Source organism: Serratia ficaria, from assembly GCF_900187015.1.
In the GTDB taxonomy this organism is placed as follows: Bacteria; Pseudomonadota; Gammaproteobacteria; order Enterobacterales; family Enterobacteriaceae; genus Serratia; species Serratia ficaria.
In genome coordinates, this window is record NZ_LT906479.1 from 2,225,338 (window position 1) to 2,241,850 (window position 16,513).

Genomic DNA, 16,513 nt, shown 5'->3' on the forward strand with positions numbered 1-16,513 from the left:
TAACTGCCAGCAACCCTATCATCACCAACGCTTAACCGGTAGCGGATTTTTTTTCGCCGGAGCCCCGGAGAATTCTAGTGGATAGCCGGAATTATTGCAGTGAAACAGCGAAGTTTACCCGATTGGCGGCGGGAGCCGTTGATGGGCTTCCGGGATTAACCATTAACAAATTTTATGGTTTTTGTTTCATTTTGTGAAGCGCGCTTGATGATGCGGCCGGTGTTACCTAAGTTTTAACTGGATCACATTTCTTTGAAACAACCAAGAGGGTATGCAAGTGACTGAACACAAGCGACTGAAGATCATCGAGAAGGCGGTATTGATCGTCTTTGCCGGCCTGCTGATCTATCTGGCGGCGACCGGCGCGCTGTCATTATCCGGTTTGGATCACCACTGGCCGTATCCTTCCAGATAGCAGATGCATCATTCGCCAGGGAATAATTAAGCTTTCTTATAAAAATAACCGCAGGCCCCGCACTCGATGTTGCTTCCTCTTCTTTTCACTCAGGCTTTGGCCTGTGACGCGAACGCCAGCGCAGCGCCCGCCACGGCGGCCGCCAACACCAGCGCGGCGGGAGCGGACCAACCGGCATAGGCGACGATGGCGCTCAGCGCCAGCGGCCCGATCACCTGGCCGAGGTAGTTGCCCTGCATCACCAGCCCCAAACTCAGCGGAATCAACGTCGGATCCGGTGACGCCGCCGGCGTCGCCGCCAGAAGGGTGGCGGGCAGCATGCCGGCGATGGCGCAAAACACGAAACACAGCGGGATCAGCACAGTGGCCGGCGTGGCGCTAAGAAAAATGCCGGCTCCGGTTATCCCCATCAACAGGCTGGTGGCGGCCAGCAGGGTTCTGGCGCGCAGGCCGCGCGACAGCAGCAACCCGGCGCTGAGATTGCCGATGATATTCACCGCGACGATCGCCGCGCTGACGCCGCCGGCGGCGGTGAGCGTCAGGCCGACGCGTTGCATCAGGAAGATTGGCAGAAAGGTCATCACCGAGAAAAACTGCAGGTTATAAGCGGTGAACATCAGCGCCAGCAGCGCGGGCTGCCGCGCACGCAGGATGCGGCCCAGCGCCTGGCGCAGCAGGAACGGGGCGGCGGATGGCGCGATGCTCGGGCTGCGGCGGGTGGTCAGCGGCAGCAGCAACGCCGTCAGCAGCGTCAGGGCGCCGCCGGCCAGCCAACTCTGCTGCCAGCCGGTGAAGTGCGGGCCGAAAAACAGCGAAATGGCGATGCCGGCCGGCATAAAGGTGCTCCAGATGCCGAACACCAGGTTGCGCCGCTGCGGATCAACCACCCGGGTGAGCACCGCCGGTGAAGCGACAACCACGATCACGAAGCCAATCCCTTCGATAAAGCGCGTGGCGATCAGCCCGTTAAAGCCGTGCAGCGCGGCGCCGGCGAAGCTGGCGGCGCTGACGATCAGCAGCCCGAGTATCAGCAGGCGTCGGTCGCCCCAGCGCCGCACCAGCAGGCCGGCAACGATGCCGCCGAATACGCCGACGAACGGAAAGGCCGAGATGACCCAACTCAGCGACTCCAGCGAACGGCCGAACTCCCGCTGCAGTTCCGGCAGGGCGATGGTTGCCTTGCCCACGTGCAGGGCGGCGGCAATGCCGGCGAACAGCACGTTCGCCACGGCGGCCCATTGGGTGGCGGGCGTCAGGCGAACAGAGTCCAGCGCTTCAGGTTTTATGGCGGTCATGGCAATCTCCGGGGCGGTGAAATGCAGACTATGCGCCGGGAACGCGGCTGCGGCAGTTCAATTATTGCTCTGCCGGCCGGCACAACCTTACATTTCGAGCTTTATTGGCGTTTGATCCGCCGATTCAGACCATTGCGAGTAGCGTCGGATAAGATAAGACGGGCTGCCTATATCAAGGAGAAGAGCATGTACAGCCGGCCAGGTACGCGCCAACTCACATAACCGGCCACGGCGGGTTTCTTGCCGGCGGCCAGTTATGATAATTTTTCATCAAATCCATCATGGAGACGATGATGTCAGGTAAAAAAACCACGATGGCGGCTATCGCCAGAGAAGCGCGGGTCGGCATCGCCACCGTCGATCGGGTCATGAACCGGCGCTCGCCGGTACGTCCGGCGACGGAGCGGCGGGTGATTGAAGCGGCGAAAAAGCTGGGGTTTGCGTTGGAAAAGTCCCATTACCTGTCGGCGCTGGCGGGGCCGCCTGAACGGCGGCTGAAGATGGGATTTATCCTGTTGCGCCGGGAACACTCGTTTTATGCCCAATTGGCCGACGCCCTGTTGGCGCAGGCAAGTCCTTATCATGAGCCGGGGCAGCCGCCGCAGTTCGTTTTTCAGGATATCAACGCCGTCGGCGAAACCGCCGCCGCCATTACGCGGCTCAGCCGTGAGGTGGAGATCATCGGGGTGCTGGCGCTGGATAACGCGCTGATCCGTTATGCGGTGGAAGAGGCCTGCCGGGCGGGGACGAAAGTTTTCGCGCTGCTGTCGGATCTCTCGGTGCACGGCCGCGCCGGCTTTATCGGCCTGGACAATCAGCAGGCCGGCCGCACCGCCGCCTGGGCGGTGGATCGCCTGTGTCGCCGCCAGGGTGAGGTGGGGGTGATCATCGGCGATAATCGCTTTCTGTGTCAGGAGGCCTGCGAAAGCAGCTTTCGCTCCTATCTGCGCGAGCAGATGAGCGGCCAGCGCGTGCTGGAACCGGTGCGCAGCCATGAGGATGCGGAAACCGCGCACCGGGTGACGCATGAGATGCTGCAGCGGCACCCCGAACTGGTGGCGCTGTATGCGCCGAGCGGCGGCGTTGAGGGTATCTTCCGGGCGCTGCGCGAGAGCGGCCGGCAGCAGGATGTGATGCTGGTTTGCCACGGCCCGGTGGCCGGCGCGGAAATGGCGTTGATCGACGGCACCCTGGATCTGATGCTGTCTCACCGCATCGCCGAGTTCGCCGCCGCCATCATCGATACCTTCGTCGCCGCGGCCGCCAACGGCGAGCAGGGCGGGCAGCTGCAGGTACTCAACCGTTTCGATCTCATCACTAAAGAAAACCTCTGAACCGCAGATAGTCGGCCTGGCGTCCAGGCCGCTTGGCGTCTCGGTTTGATTAAAAACTATCATTTAAACTATCAAAATTAACGCGATCTACATCAAAAAATGAAAGTTTCATCGTTGTCGGTTTCGAAATATTTGTTTGATACTGCCGCCATGTTTTCCCCATAAGGAACCGCCGAGATGAACCTGCCAATCGCCAATGCGCCCTGCAGTTGGGGCGTGGACGACCCGAAAAATCCCTATTTGCCGCCTTACGCCAAGGTGCTGCAGGAGGCGGCCGCCGCCGGCTACCGCAGCATTGAGCTGGGTCCCTGGGGCTATTTGCCCACCGAAACCGCGGCGTTGAGCGCCGCGTTGCGGCGGCAGGGGCTGTCGCTGGTGGCCGGCACCATTTTTGACGATCTGGTCAGCGAAGAGAATTTCGCCTCTATCCTCGCCCTGACCCACAACATTTGCCGCAACCTGTCGCAGGCGCCCCAGGCGCGGGGCGCGGCCGGTGAAAATACGCCGCCCTATCTGGTGATTATCGATTTCGGCGACCCGCAGCGCGCCAGGTTCGCCGGGCAGCCCGCCCTGGCGCCGCGCCTGTCGGCCGCGGATTGGCAAAGGATGATCGGGCATATCAAGCGCATCAGCGACATTGCCCGGCGCGAATACGGCGTGCGGGCGGTCGTGCATCCGCACGCCGGCGGCTGCATCGAGTTCGCCGATGAAATCGACCGGCTGGCGGCGGATATTCCGCATCGGACCGCCGGGCTTTGCCTGGATACCGGGCACCTGTATTACTCCGGCATGGATCCGGCCACCTGGCTGGAGAAGCATTTCGCGCGCCTCGATTACCTGCATTTCAAGGATGTCGATCCGCAGGTCTACCCAGAGGTGCTGAAGCGCGGGGTGGATTTCTTCACCGCCTGCGCCGAAGGCGTAATGTGCCCGCTGGGCACAGGGGCGATCGACTACCCGCAGCTGCGGGCGTTGCTGGCGCGGCGCGGTTATCGGGGCTGGATCACCATCGAACAGGAGCGCGATCCGCGCAATGTGCAGGGCAGCCTGCGTGACGTGACCGAGAGCCTGGGCTACCTGCGCAGCGTCGGTTTTTAATCGGGAGACACAGCATGATCAACGGCAGCAAACCTCTGGCAAGATCCCTGCGCTGGGGCATGGTCGGCGGCGGCGGCACCAGCCAGATTGGCTATATTCATCGCTCGGCCGCACTGCGCGACGGCACCTTCACCCTGGCGGCGGGGGCGTTCGATATCGACGCGCAGCGCGGCCGCCGCTTCGGGCAAAGCCTGGGCGTGGCGGCGGACCGCTGCTATGCGGATTACGCCGCGCTGTTTCGCGAAGAGGCCGCCAGGCCGGACGGCATTGAGGCGGTGTCGATCGCCACGCCCAACAATACCCATTACGCCATCTGCCGGGCGGCGCTCGAGGCCGGCCTGCACGTGGTGTGCGAAAAGCCGCTGTGTTTCACCGTGGAACAGGCGCAAACCCTGGAAGCGCTCTGCCGGCAGCACAACAAAATCCTGGGCGTGACTTACGGCTATGCCGGGCATCAGCTGATCCTGCAGGCCCGGCAGATGATCGCCGAAGGTCGGTTGGGGGATATCCGCATCGTCAATATGCAGTTTTCCCACGGTTTTCACGCCGAGCCGGTGGAGCTGGAGAACCCCAGCACCCGCTGGCGGGTGGATCCGCATTTTGTCGGCCCCAGCTACGTGCTGGGCGATCTGGCTACCCATACGCTGTTTCTGGCGGAGACCATGGCGCCGCAGCTCAACATCCGGCGGCTGATGTGCGCCCGGCAGAGCTTTGTGAAATCGCGCGCGCCGCTGGAAGACAACGCTTACGTGCTGATGGAGTACGACAACGGCGCCGTGGGGTCGCTGTGGTGTTCCGCGGTCAACTGCGGCTCGATGCACGGGCAGAAAATACGGATCGTCGGCTCGAAGGCCAGCCTGGAATGGTGGGACGAACAGCCCAACCAGCTGCGCTTTGAAGTGCAGGGTGAACCGGTGAGGATCCTGGAGCGCGGCATGTTTTACCTCGATCCGGCGGCATTGGCCGACGACCGCATCGGCGGCGGACATCCGGAGGGGCTGTTCGAGGCCTGGTCGAATCTGTATCGGCGCTTTGCGCTGGCGATGGACGCCACCGACAGGCGGGATGCGGCTTTCCTGGCGGACTTCTGGTACCCCGACGTGCACGCCGGCACCCTGGGCGTGCGCTGGGTGGAAAACTGCGTGCGCTCAGCCGATGCCGGCGCCGGCTGGGTGACGTTCGGCTGAGCGGCGCCGGAGCCCGGCTTTGTCTCCTTAATAAGTCAGAGGGTTTCTGTTAAGTTAACCGCTGACGTCATCAAAAAGGAGAGCAGGATGTTAGAGCAATATTACCCGAGCAATATGGGCTCCAAACCGGTCACGGACGAGCAGCATAAGAGGCTGGTGGCGGTGCAGGCGGCGCTGGAGTTGATCAAGGCCACCTTGTCCGACACCAACGACGGCAACGGGGTGGATTTCCAGCTGAAGGCGGCGGAGAAACACATTGGCCCGATGGCCGACGCCATTCAGGAAGCATTGAAGTAACCCTTTATCCTGGTGAAAAACCGCCCGCGGGCGGTTTTTTTGTGTCTTCGCGTCGGCAAGATTCGGATTGTTTGTATAGTGACGCCGAAGAAAAGTTGGCAGAATCCCCAGGATTATCTTAGGGAATGGCGTGAGGAGACTGTCGATGAGGGATGTGCATATCGCACCGTTAAACGGCTGCGTGCGGCTGGCGTACCCGGGCGAAGTGGTGCTGGAGTTTCCCGATACCCTGTCGTTTGGCCCGCTGTATGCGCTGGACGACGATCGGGCGTTGGCGCAGCGCCTCCGCTGGCTGCAGCAGATGTACCAATCTGTCCACGCGCCGGAATGGCACGACGGCGAACAGATGTCGGCGCGCATCGTTCAGCTTCGGCAGCAGCTGGCCAGGCTGACCGGGCAGGTGACCCTGTGGCTCGGCGACAACGCCGACGAGCAGCTGATGCTGCGCGCGCTGATGCCGCTGCTGGCCGAGCGCCGGGTGTTCGTGGTGAACGTCAGCGAATTGGCCGGCCGGGACGCCACCGGCTGGTGCTCGGTGGAAATGCTGGAGCCGCTGTGGATCCGCCGCCGCGAGCTGTCCGCGGCGGAAAAGAGCGCGCTGATCGCCGACTGGCGGCGTTTGCTGGCGGAAAATGCGCCGGTGCGCATTTTTGCCCAGGAAAAGCTGCAGGGCAAAGCGCAGGATTTTCACGACTCGCTGCTGCTGGCGCATTGCCCGGCCGATTATACCCAGGGTTCGCGGGTGATCGGCGCCGCGATGGTCAATTCCCCCTATCCGGTCGGCGATACCTTGCTCAATTTCCGTCTGTATGCGCTGATCGCGCAAGGGACGCTGCAGGCGCAGAGCGCCGGTCTTAACATGAACCGGATACAGGTTAAACTGCGCTAGCGCCCAACCCGCCGCGTTTTTTTTCGTTTGCCGCCCGCCGGTGGGTTCCCTAAAAAAGCCGATTATGTCTATAATGCCGCATCGACTGTATAAATAAACAGGGGTGCGTAATGAGCCTGTCGTTGAAGGGTGAGAAAATCGACCGTAACCGTTTTACCGGCGAGAAGGTCGAAAACGGCAACTTTATTAACTGCGATTTTTCGGGCGCCGATCTGACCGGCAGCGAGTTTATCGGCTGCCGGTTTTACGATCGCGAAAGCGGGCTGGGCGCCAATTTCAGCCGCGCGTTGCTGAAGGACGCCAGCTTTAAAAGCTGCGATCTGTCGATGGCCGATTTCAGAAACGCCAGCGCGCTGGGCCTCGAAATCCGCGAGTGCCGGGCGCAGGGCGCTGATTTTCGCGGCGCCAGCTTTATGAATATGATCACCAGCCGCACCTGGTTTTGCAGCGCCTATATCACCAAAAGCAATCTGAGCTACGCCAATTTCTCCAAGGTGGTGCTGGAGAAGTGCGAGCTGTGGGAAAACCGTTGGAATGGGGCGCAGATCCTCGGCGCCAGCTTCAGCGGCTCCGATATGTCCGGCGGTGAGTTCTCCGGCTTCGACTGGCGTGCGGCCAACGTCACCCACTGCGACCTGAGCAATGCCGAGCTGGGGGAGCTGGATCTGCGCCATACCGATCTGCAGGGCGTGAAGCTGGACAGCTATCAGGCCGCCCAACTGATGGAGAGGCTGGGGATCGCGATTATCGGCTGAGCCGTTGCCTGATGCCCAGGCCGATAATCAACGCGCCGCAGGCGCGATCGGTCTCCACCGCATCGCGCTTTTTTTACCGCCCGCCGCGGCGGTGCGGCGTAATAAATTTATCCGCGCTATGAATATAATTTAAAATATCCCTTGCTTAAATAATCCAGCTATGTGTAAATAGCGTCATCGGTTTGTAGTACAGACCTTATGAAAGCAGTTTTAGTAAAGCAGTTCTCAGTATTAGCGATATCCTCAGATACCTCTTCTCCCGCGAATTTCCTTCTCTAGTGCCCCATAAGTTTCCAATAAAAACAGACCTCTATCGCCTTATGGCGTCTCAAAAATAGAAAGGAAATATCGATGTCTACTAAAATGACTGGTTTGGTAAAATGGTTTGATGCAGGTAAAGGCTTTGGCTTTATCTCCCCGGCAGACGGCAGCAAAGACGTGTTCGTGCACTTCTCTGCGATCCAGAGCAACGATTTCAAAACGCTGGACGAAGGCCAACAGGTTGAGTTCACTATCGAAAATGGCATGAAGGGTCCTTCTGCCGGCAACGTGGTCGCGTTGTAATTTTCAGCTGAGGTGCGGTTTCTTACGATAGCGATGATGGTTTAAGCCGGAGCGGATAAGAAATAAAAACCTCTGCCTGAATAAACTCCGGGTTCGCCCGGAGTATTAATGAATACGTCATTAGCTCAGCAGGAAGAGCGGCGGTGAATTTATTTACTGGCGGACTGGGGTTCGATTCCTCGATGACGTTCCAATAATTTATTATTGGCAACAGCAAAACGGATTGGCGCATAAATAATAAAGCGGCGTCTCAGTCTATTTTTCTGTTGTGAAAAAGTTGTGCTTAAGCTGCGTAACGTTGGAGTGTTGGATGGACGCTTGCGCCATAACATGACGGCCGGGAAAGTAACCGGCACATATTTGATAGCCCCGGCTCTGCGCCGGGGCTTTTTTATGCCTGCGGATCAGCGCTGGGAGTCCAGCGGTTCGTGGTGGGTCACCACGTCCCGGGCTTTGAGATAGCTTTCGATCAGCAGCTGATAGGCCGGGAAGATTTTGGTGTAGACCTCCGCCCATTGCTGCGCGTCTTCGCGGTTCCAGCTGCCCTGCAGCTCGGAGGCCACGCCGGCGGTGTCGATCGGCACGACGCCGGCCTGCACGACGCGCGCCAGGGTGATTTCCTGCGCCATTTTCGAATAGGTGCCGGAGGCGTCGATCACCGCGAACACCTTATAGCCTTCGGCTACCGCGCTGATGGACGGGAAGGCCATGCACACGCTGGTGATGGTGCCGGCGACGATCAGGGTTTTGCGGCCGGTGGCCTTCACCGCCGCCACGAATTCCGGGTTGTCCCAGGCGTTGATCTCCCCTCTGCGGGCGACGTACTGCGCATGCGGCGCATTCTGGTGGATTTCCGGGATCAGCGGGCCGTTGGGGCCTTGCGGCACCGAGGCGGTGGTGATCACCGGCAGTTTGCTCAGCGTGGCGATGCTGGCCAATGCGCCGGCGCGGGCGCGCAGCTCGGTCATTGGCATATCGGCGACGGTCTGGAACAGGCCGCTCTGGTGGTCAATCAACAGCATTACGGCATCATTGGCATCAATAACAGGACGCTGACCGTTGAAGTTTGCTGGGGCGCTCATGGTTTTTTCCCTCTGTAGTCGGATCGCGAGATAACAATCAATGGTGAATAACCAAGGATGAACCTCATCACTTGCCCTTAGTTTAGGCGCACGGCTGAATTGCAGTAGAGGGTAAAGGCGGGATGCATCGTTCCATAAATGGAACGATGGTGCGACAGGCGATCATTTCGACGCTGGACTAAACTTAAACTGCATGAGAACCATGCGGAAAGCCGGGCAGGGAGCGCCATTCTGTTTACCAGCTCTATGCGGAGGGCCGCCATCATGGCTTATCAACATATCGTTGTCGCCACGGATCTCAGCGAAGACGCCGAGTTCCTGCTGGGCAAGGGCGCCAGGCTGGCCGCCGCGCTCAACGCCAAACTGTCCCTGATCTATATCGATATCCACCGCACCGGTTATTATGCCGAGCTTGGGGTGGGCGAATACAACTACACCGACCGCACTTTCTCGGAGCGGGTCAAGAACATGCTCAATGCGATCCGCGGCCAATCGTCTTACCCGGTGGAAGAGGTGATCGTCAGCCGCGGCGAATTGACGCAAGAGCTGAACCGGGCGGCCAAGGAAAAGGGGTTTGATCTGGTTATCTTCGGCCATCACCACGATGTCTGGAGCCGGCTGGTGTCTTCGGCCCGTCAGGCGATCAACGATCTGAACGTCGATCTGCTGGTGATCCCCATCGACAAAAAATAGCGCAGCCCCTCGCCCGGCGAGGGGTCTCCATCGCAACCCCCCCATCGAAATAGTCACCAGGGTAAATTTTATTATATCCATCAATAGTTTGGCTTAATTCCGAGAATGCATGTCCCAGCGCATTGAAATTGCTCTTGATACCTCTTTTTGGTTAACAAACCGCACGTTTTGACTGGCCCCGTTCGCCCATGAGTTTTATCCTCGAGGTAATGAGAATTTGTATGACTTATCTGAATACATTTACATGGAGGAGGTCTCATGCGTTTCGACAACAAAGTGGTGGTCATCACCGGTGCGGGCAACGGGATGGGGGAGGCGGCGGCGCGCCGTTTTTCCGCCGAGGGCGCCATCGTGGTGCTGGCCGACTGGGCCAAGGACGCGGTAGATCGGGTGGCCGCTTCGCTGCCGCAGGGCCGGGCGCTGGCGGTGCATATCGACGTTTCCGACCCGGCTGCGGTCGAGAAGATGATGAATGAGGTGGCGGAGAAGCTGGGCCGCATCGACGTGTTGCTGAACAACGCCGGCGTACACGTGGCGGGCAGCGTGCTGGAAACCAGCGTCGCCGACTGGCGGCGCATCGCCGGGGTCGACATCGACGGCGTGGTGTTCTGCTCCAAGTTCGCCTTGCCGTACCTGCTGAAAACCAAGGGATGCATCGTCAACACCGCATCGGTGTCCGGCCTGGGCGGCGACTGGGGCGCGGCATATTATTGCGCGGCGAAGGGCGCGGTGGTCAACCTGACGCGCGCCATGGCGCTGGATCACGGCGGCGACGGCGTGCGCGTCAACTCGGTGTGCCCGAGCCTGGTGAAAACCAACATGACCAACGGTTGGCCGCAGGAGATCCGCGACAAGTTCAACGAGCGCATTGCGTTGGGCCGTGCGGCGGAGCCGGAAGAAGTGGCGGCGGTGATGGCGTTTCTGGCCAGCGATGACGCCAGCTTTATCAACGGCGCCAACATTCCGGTCGACGGCGGGGCGACCGCCTCGGACGGTCAGCCGAAAATCGTTTAAGCGTTGACCATCTGGCCCGGCGTCGCCGGGCCTTGTTTGATCACACCCCAATGCGATCGCGCAGCGTGTAATATGCGGCGCCGATGGCGGTAAACGGGATCTGCAGGTTGCGCCCGCCGAAAAACGGCAAATGCGGCAGTTTGGCGAAGGCGTCGAAGCGCTCCGCGTCGCCGCGCAGCAGTTCGGCGATCAGCTTGCCCGCCAGATGGGTGCAGGTGACGCCGTGGCCGCTGTAGCCCTGCATGTAATAGACGTTATTCTCCAATCGGCCGAACTGCGGCATGCGCGACAGCGTCAGCAGGAAGTTGCCGGTCCAGCGGTAATCGATACGCACCCCCTTCAACTGCGGGAAGGTTTTCAGCAGCTTCGGCCGGATCAGGTTGTCGATGTCGTCCGGATCGCGCGCGCCATAGACCACGCCGCCGCCGTACAGCAGCCGGTTATCGCCGGTGATGCGGTAATAATCCAGCAGGTAGTTGCAGTCTTCGACGCAGTAGTTTTGCGGGATCAGCGCCTGCGCCACCTCTGGCGCCAGCGGCTCGGTGGCGACCACCTGGGTGCCGCACGGCATGCTGCGCTTCGCCAGGCGCGGCTCCAGCTTGTCGCCCAGGTAGGCGTTGCCGGCGACGATCACGTGGCGAGCCTTCACCTGGCCCGCGGCGGTGCTGACGACCGCCGGTTCGCCGTGGCGGATGCCGGTCACCGCCGACTGCTCGAAGATGCGGCCGCCCTGCAGGCGGATCGCCTCGGCTTCGCCGAGCGCCAGGTTGAGCGGGTGAATGTGGCCGCCGCTGTGGTCCAGCAGCGCGCCGACGTAGCGATCGCTGGCGATTTCCTGCCGCACCCGATCGGCGTCCAGCAGTTCGAGCTGGGTATTGCCATAGCGCTCCCAGTTTTGCTTCTGCTCGATCAGCGCGTGGTACTGCTTATTGTTCAGCGCGGCGAAGATGCCGCCGGGGCGGTAGTCGCATTCGATGGCGTATCGCTTGATGCGACTGCGAATGATCTCTGCGCCCTCAAACATCATGCTGCCGAGCAGCCGGGCGCTTTCCGGCCCGTAACGCTGCTCAATCACGTCGATGTCGCGGCTGTAGGAGTTGACCAACTGGCCGCCGTTGCGGCCGCTGGCGCCGAAGCCGATGCGCGCGGATTCCAGCACCACCACGTCGTACCCGGCCTCCACCAGGAACAGCGCCGAAGACAGGCCGGTATAGCCGCCGCCGACCACGCAGACGTCGCATTCGATCGATTCATTCAGCTGCGGATAAGGCCGATGGTCGTTGGCCGAGGCCGCATAGTAGCTTTTTACATGTTCAGTCATGATGTTGGCCCTTATTCCAGCGAAATCCAGGTGGTTTTCAGTTCGGTGAATTTGTCCAGCGCGTGCAGCGATTTGTCGCGGCCGTTGCCGCTTTGCTTGTAGCCGCCGAACGGCACGGTCATGTCGCCGTCGTTGTAGTTGTTGACGAATACCGTGCCGGCCTTCAGTTGGCGCGCCAGCCGGTGGGCGCGGGCCAGATCGCGGGTCCAGACCGCGGCGCCCAGGCCGTACTCGCTGTCGTTGGCCAACGCCAGCGCCTGCTGCTCGCCGTTGAAGGCGGTTACCGCCAGCACCGGGCCGAAGATCTCGTCGCGCGCCACGTTCATGCCGTTGTCCACCTGGGTCAGGATGGTCGGGCCTAGGTAACCGGCGTGATTGCCCTGCGGATGTTGGCGGCCGTCGAGGAACAGCGCGGCGCCCTGGCTGAGCCCTTGTTCGATATAGCCCGCCACTTTCGCGCAGTGGCCGCTGTCGATCAGCGTGCCCATCGCCGTGGCGGGATCGAGCGGGTCGCCCGGCGCAAAGGCCGCCGCATGCTTGCGCAGCGCCTGCAGAAAATCTTGCTGGATGCTTTCTTCCACCAGCAGCCGGGTGCCGGCGATGCACACCTGCCCCTGATTGTAGAAGATGCCCGCCGCGGCGCCCTGCGCGGCTTTGTCCAGGTCCGGGCAATCGGCGAAGACGATGTTGGCGCTTTTGCCGCCGGCCTCCAGCCAGACGCGCTTCATGTTGGATTCGCCGGCGTAGATCATCAGCTGTTTCGCCACCAGCGTGGAGCCGGTGAAGGCGAGGGCGTCGACGTCGTTATGCAGCGCCAGCGCCTTGCCGGCGTCATGGCCGTAGCCGGGAACCACGTTCAATACCCCGTCCGGCAAACCGGCCTGCTGCGCCAACGCGCCGAGCAGGATGGCCGACAGCGGCGATTTCTCGGACGGCTTGAGGATCACGCTGTTGCCGGCGGCCAGCGCCGGACCGAGTTTCCAGCAGGCCAGCAGCAGCGGGAAGTTCCAGGGCACGATGGCGCCGACCACGCCAATCGGCTCGCGTTCGATCAACGCCAGCGCGTCGCGGCCGGTGGGGGCGATTTCGCCGTACACCTTATCGATGGCTTCGGCGTACCAGCGAATGCAGCGGATGGCCCCCGGCACGTCGTCGCGCAGGCTGTGGCGGATAGGTTTGCCGGTGTCCAGCGTCTCCAGCAGCGCCAGCTCTTCATGGTGCTGTTCCATCAGTTCGGCGAAGCGCAGCAGGGTGGCTTTACGCTGCGCCGGGGCCGCCTGCGACCAGTCGCCGCGCTCGAATGCGCCGCGCGCCGCGCTGACCGCCAGATCGATATCGGCGCCGCCGCCGCGCGCCACCTGCGTCAGCTCGCGCCGGCCGGCGGGATCTTCGACGGCGAAGCTTTCCCCTTCGGCGGCCGATTGATAACGGCCATTAATAAACAGTCGGTTCTCAATATGCAGGGCTTGCGCCCGGTGTTGCCAGTACTGCAGGTGGTGGAAATCCATACCTTGCTCCGTTGATCAGAATGTCGTCGGCGTATGGGCGCTGATAATCCGGCAAATCCGCGCCGACGTGTTGCTGAAACTGTGGGGAATGCCGGTGTTGATGGCGTAGCTCTGCCCGGCCAGCAGGTGATAGGCCTGCCCGTTGACCTGCAGCATCACTTCGCCCTCCAGCAGCGTGCCGATCTCTTCCCCCTGGTGCTTGATGCGCTCGCCGGTGGTGGTGCCCGGCTCATAGGTTTCGATCATCATCGCCAGGGTGCGGTTGGGGTCGCCATTGTGGATCAGCTTCATCGACACCCCCTGGCTGCCGATCTCGATCAGATCTTCGTGATCGATCACGATTTGCGGCTCATCCGGCTTCTCCGGCTCGGCAAAAAACGCCGACAGCGACAGCCCATACACCGTCAGCAGCTTCTGCAGCGTGCTGATGGCCGGGCTGACCTTATCCTGCTCGATAGTGCTGATGGCGCTATGGGTTAATCCAGACAGTTCGGCGACCCGGCGCTGCGACAACCCTAATTGCTGACGGATCTGCGACAGACGTTTTCCCGGTGCCAAGCTGACGTTGCTCATGGGCGTTTTTCCTTTTGATAGTTCCGGCAAGCGGCGATGAAACCATCAAACAACAGGCGCGACAGGGCGTACTCTTCGCTGTTCCACTCCGGGTGCCACTGCACGCCGAGCGCGAAAGGCCGATCGCGCACGCTGATCGCCTCCACCAGCCCGTCGGCGGCGTGGGCCTCGATGCGGATTTCCGGGCCGAGGCTTTTGGCGCCCTGGCCGTGCAGTGAATTCACCCAGAATCTGTTGCAATCCGGTATCAGTTGCGAAAGTAGTCCCCCTTCCTGAACGATGACTTCGTGGGCGGGGGCGTATTGCTGTTCCAGCGGCAGGTCGTGATCTTCACGGTGTTCGAGCAGCTCGGGCAGTTCGTACAGCCGGCGGTGCAGGGTGCCCTGGCTGGCGACCACCAGTTCCTGCATGCCGCGGCAGATGGCGAAAAGGGGAATGCGCCTGTCGAGCGCATGGCGGATTAGCGCCAGGCTCAATTCATCTCGCCCGGGATCGGCGTCAGGCTCATCGCCGTTTTCACCATAAAGGTGCGGCTGCACATTGCTGGGGCTGCCCGGCAGCAGAATGCCGTCGAGCCGTTCCAGCAGCTCCGCCAGCAATTCCGGCTCCGCCAGCGCGTGCGGCAGGGCGATTGGCAGCCCGCCGGCGGTGATCACCGCATTCAGGTACTTTTCTTGCAAGGTCTGTGTGAGGTGTCCGTTTAACCTATACCTGCACATCACCACGCCGATGACTGGTCTGTTAAATATATTGCCCATGCTGTCCCCTTGGTATGTTCGAAATTATGAACGATAAGCTTCTCCACTGCCGTTTTCGTTCAATATTCTATAAATCTAGCAGTGGAATGGGCAATATTCAAACCAAAAGTAACACTTGCAAAACAAAATTGTTTCATCTACGTTTCATTTGTGGACATTATATTGAGCAAGATGGTCAATAAACATCACGACAGACAAAACACAAACGGCGGGTGAATCATGCAGACCAACATCGTAGCAGTGGAAAACTTTGTTCAGCACAATGACGAGAGACGAAGTAGCGCGTTCCAGCGCGAAGTGAAGAAGTACCTGGAGCGTTATCCGTTGACCCAGCACGTCGACGTGCTGCTGACCGATCTTAACGGCAGCTTCCGCGGCAAACGCATCCCGGTCGGCGGCTTGAGCAAGCTGGAAAAAGGCTGCTACTTCCCGGCGTCGGTATTTGCGATGGATATTCTCGGCAACGTGGTGGAAGAAGCCGGGCTGGGGCAGGAGCTGGGCGAGCCGGATCATGTCTGCGTTCCCGTACTGGGCACGCTGACGCCGTCGGCGGCGGATCCGCAGTATATCGCGCAGGTGCTGCTCACCATGCTGGATGAAGATGGCACTCCCTTTGACGTTGAACCGCGCAATGTGCTGAACCGAGTGTGGCAGCGCTTGCGCCAGCGCGGGCTATCCCCCGTAGTAGCGGTAGAGTTGGAGTTCTATCTCATCGATCGTCAGCGCGATCCGGAAGGTTACCTGCAGCCGCCGTGCGCGCCGGGCACCCAGGAGCGCAACACCCAAAGCCAGGTGTATTCCGTCGATAACCTGAATCACTTCGCCGACGTGCTGAGCGAGATCGACGAACTGGCCCGGCTGCAGGGCATCCCGGCCGACGGCGCCGTGGCCGAAGCCTCGCCCGGCCAGTTCGAGGTCAACCTGCATCATACCGACAACGTGCTGCAAGCCTGTGACCATGCGCTGGCGCTGAAGCGTTTGATTCGCATGGTGGCGGAAAATCACAACATGCACGCCACCTTTATGGCCAAACCCTACGAGGAACACGCCGGCAGCGGCATGCACGTGCACATCAGCATGCTGGACGCGCAGGGCGGCAACGTGTTCGCCGACGACGACGGAGAAGATTCCACGCTGTTGAAACGGGCGCTGGCGGGCATGATCGCCCTGATGCCGGCCTCGATGGCGCTGCTGGCGCCGAACGTCAACGCCTATCGCCGCTTCCAGCCGGGCATGTACGTGCCGACTCAGGCCTCCTGGGGCCACAACAACCGCACCGTCGCCCTGCGCATACCCTGCGGCGATCGCGACAGCCACCGGGTGGAGTATCGGGTGGCCGGTGCGGACGCCAACCCGTATCTGGTGATGGCCACTATTCTGGCAGGCATCATTTACGGCCTGGAAACCACGCTGCCGCTGCAGGAGCCGGTCACCGGCAACGGGCTGGAGCAGGACGGGCTGCCGTTCCCGATCCGCCAAAGCGACGCGCTGTACGAGTTCGAACATCAACCGGTGCTGAATGCGCTGCTGGGCGAAAGGTTCAGCCACGTTTATCTGGCCTGCAAAACCGATGAGCTGGTGCAGTTTGAGCGCCTGATCACCGAAACCGAAATCGAGTGGATGCTGAAAAACGCCTGACCGCTCTATCCCGTGACGACCGCGCGCGTTCAGCGCATTTCGCCGGCTATCCTGTGGCCTGCGAGGCTGCGCGCAGCGGTACAGAATTTCTT

Annotated in this window: 17 protein-coding genes and 1 tRNA gene; 12 read left to right on the forward strand and 6 right to left on the reverse strand. The window is 61.0% G+C overall.

Features of this window, described 5'->3' with window-relative positions:
- The first annotated feature begins 271 nt into the window (after positions 1–271).
- A complete protein-coding gene (locus tag CKW09_RS24710; RefSeq protein WP_157079208.1) occupies positions 272–415 on the forward strand; it encodes a hypothetical protein in 144 nt (47 codons plus the stop codon).
- An 89-nt stretch (positions 416–504) separates the two neighbouring features.
- On the opposite strand, the gene CKW09_RS10530 is transcribed toward CKW09_RS24710, so the two are convergent.
- A complete protein-coding gene (locus CKW09_RS10530) occupies positions 505–1,710 on the reverse strand; it encodes an MFS transporter (protein WP_095097139.1) in 1,206 nt (401 codons plus the stop codon).
- A 293-nt stretch (positions 1,711–2,003) separates the two neighbouring features.
- On the opposite strand from CKW09_RS10530, the gene CKW09_RS10535 reads away from it, so the two are divergent.
- The 8 genes from CKW09_RS10535 (at position 2,004) to CKW09_RS10570 (ending at position 8,027) form a co-directional block, all read left to right on the forward strand.
- Entirely contained in the window at positions 2,004–3,044 is a 1,041-nt protein-coding gene (locus CKW09_RS10535; RefSeq protein ID WP_095097143.1) for a LacI family DNA-binding transcriptional regulator, read from the forward strand.
- Between the two features lie 177 nt (positions 3,045–3,221).
- Positions 3,222–4,142, forward strand: coding sequence for a TIM barrel protein (locus CKW09_RS10540; RefSeq protein ID WP_095097146.1), 921 nt, complete (start codon positions 3,222–3,224; stop codon positions 4,140–4,142).
- A gap of 14 nt (positions 4,143–4,156) precedes the next feature.
- Positions 4,157–5,329 carry a Gfo/Idh/MocA family protein gene (locus CKW09_RS10545; RefSeq protein ID WP_095097149.1) on the forward strand — a complete coding sequence of 391 codons (1,173 nt, stop codon included), beginning with the start codon at positions 4,157–4,159 and terminating at the stop codon, positions 5,327–5,329.
- A gap of 87 nt (positions 5,330–5,416) precedes the next feature.
- Positions 5,417–5,626, forward strand: coding sequence for a hypothetical protein (locus CKW09_RS10550; protein WP_061795406.1), 210 nt, complete (start codon positions 5,417–5,419; stop codon positions 5,624–5,626).
- Positions 5,627–5,771: 145 nt separating this feature from the next.
- Positions 5,772–6,515: a DUF3658 domain-containing protein gene (locus CKW09_RS10555; RefSeq protein ID WP_061795407.1), complete on the forward strand. Its 744-nt coding sequence runs from the start codon at positions 5,772–5,774 to the stop codon at positions 6,513–6,515.
- A 110-nt stretch (positions 6,516–6,625) separates the two neighbouring features.
- Positions 6,626–7,270 carry a Qnr family pentapeptide repeat protein gene (locus CKW09_RS10560; RefSeq protein WP_061795408.1) on the forward strand — a complete coding sequence of 215 codons (645 nt, stop codon included), beginning with the start codon at positions 6,626–6,628 and terminating at the stop codon, positions 7,268–7,270.
- Positions 7,271–7,621: 351 nt separating this feature from the next.
- Entirely contained in the window at positions 7,622–7,834 is a 213-nt protein-coding gene (cspE, locus tag CKW09_RS10565) for a transcription antiterminator/RNA stability regulator CspE (RefSeq protein WP_061795409.1), read from the forward strand.
- 114 nt (positions 7,835–7,948) lie between these two features.
- A tRNA-OTHER gene (locus tag CKW09_RS10570) sits at positions 7,949–8,027 on the forward strand.
- A 211-nt stretch (positions 8,028–8,238) separates the two neighbouring features.
- Here the strand turns inward: CKW09_RS10570 and CKW09_RS10575 are convergent.
- Complete coding sequence (locus CKW09_RS10575; RefSeq protein WP_095097152.1) at positions 8,239–8,916, reverse strand: hydrolase; 678 nt, start codon at positions 8,914–8,916, stop codon at positions 8,239–8,241.
- A gap of 264 nt (positions 8,917–9,180) precedes the next feature.
- On the opposite strand from CKW09_RS10575, the gene CKW09_RS10580 reads away from it, so the two are divergent.
- Positions 9,181–9,609, forward strand: a complete 429-nt coding sequence (locus tag CKW09_RS10580; protein WP_061795411.1) for a universal stress protein — start codon at positions 9,181–9,183, stop codon at positions 9,607–9,609.
- A gap of 258 nt (positions 9,610–9,867) precedes the next feature.
- Positions 9,868–10,623 (forward strand): SDR family NAD(P)-dependent oxidoreductase, encoded by a 756-nt coding sequence (locus CKW09_RS10585; RefSeq protein ID WP_095097154.1) that lies wholly within the window; start codon positions 9,868–9,870, stop codon positions 10,621–10,623.
- Positions 10,624–10,663: 40 nt separating this feature from the next.
- On the opposite strand, the gene CKW09_RS10590 is transcribed toward CKW09_RS10585, so the two are convergent.
- Genes CKW09_RS10590 through puuD form a run of 4 tightly spaced genes read right to left on the reverse strand, consistent with a single transcriptional unit; the run spans position 10,664 to position 14,783 of the window.
- The gene (locus CKW09_RS10590) at positions 10,664–11,944 is read right to left on the reverse strand and encodes an NAD(P)/FAD-dependent oxidoreductase (RefSeq protein ID WP_061795413.1); all 1,281 of its coding nucleotides are present in this window, start codon (positions 11,942–11,944) and stop codon (positions 10,664–10,666) included.
- 11 nt (positions 11,945–11,955) lie between these two features.
- Positions 11,956–13,452, reverse strand: coding sequence for an aldehyde dehydrogenase PuuC (gene puuC / locus CKW09_RS10595; RefSeq protein ID WP_095097157.1), 1,497 nt, complete (start codon positions 13,450–13,452; stop codon positions 11,956–11,958).
- A 15-nt stretch (positions 13,453–13,467) separates the two neighbouring features.
- Positions 13,468–14,025 (reverse strand): HTH-type transcriptional regulator PuuR, encoded by a 558-nt coding sequence (gene puuR, locus CKW09_RS10600; protein ID WP_061795415.1) that lies wholly within the window; start codon positions 14,023–14,025, stop codon positions 13,468–13,470.
- Positions 14,022–14,783 (reverse strand): gamma-glutamyl-gamma-aminobutyrate hydrolase, encoded by a 762-nt coding sequence (puuD, locus tag CKW09_RS10605; protein ID WP_095097160.1) that lies wholly within the window; start codon positions 14,781–14,783, stop codon positions 14,022–14,024. The genes puuR and puuD overlap by 4 nt, the downstream gene beginning before the upstream one ends.
- 219 nt (positions 14,784–15,002) lie before the next feature.
- Between puuD and CKW09_RS10610 the strand changes: the two genes are divergently transcribed.
- Positions 15,003–16,421 (forward strand): glutamine synthetase family protein, encoded by a 1,419-nt coding sequence (locus tag CKW09_RS10610; protein ID WP_061795417.1) that lies wholly within the window; start codon positions 15,003–15,005, stop codon positions 16,419–16,421.
- Positions 16,422–16,513: the final 92 nt, after the last annotated feature.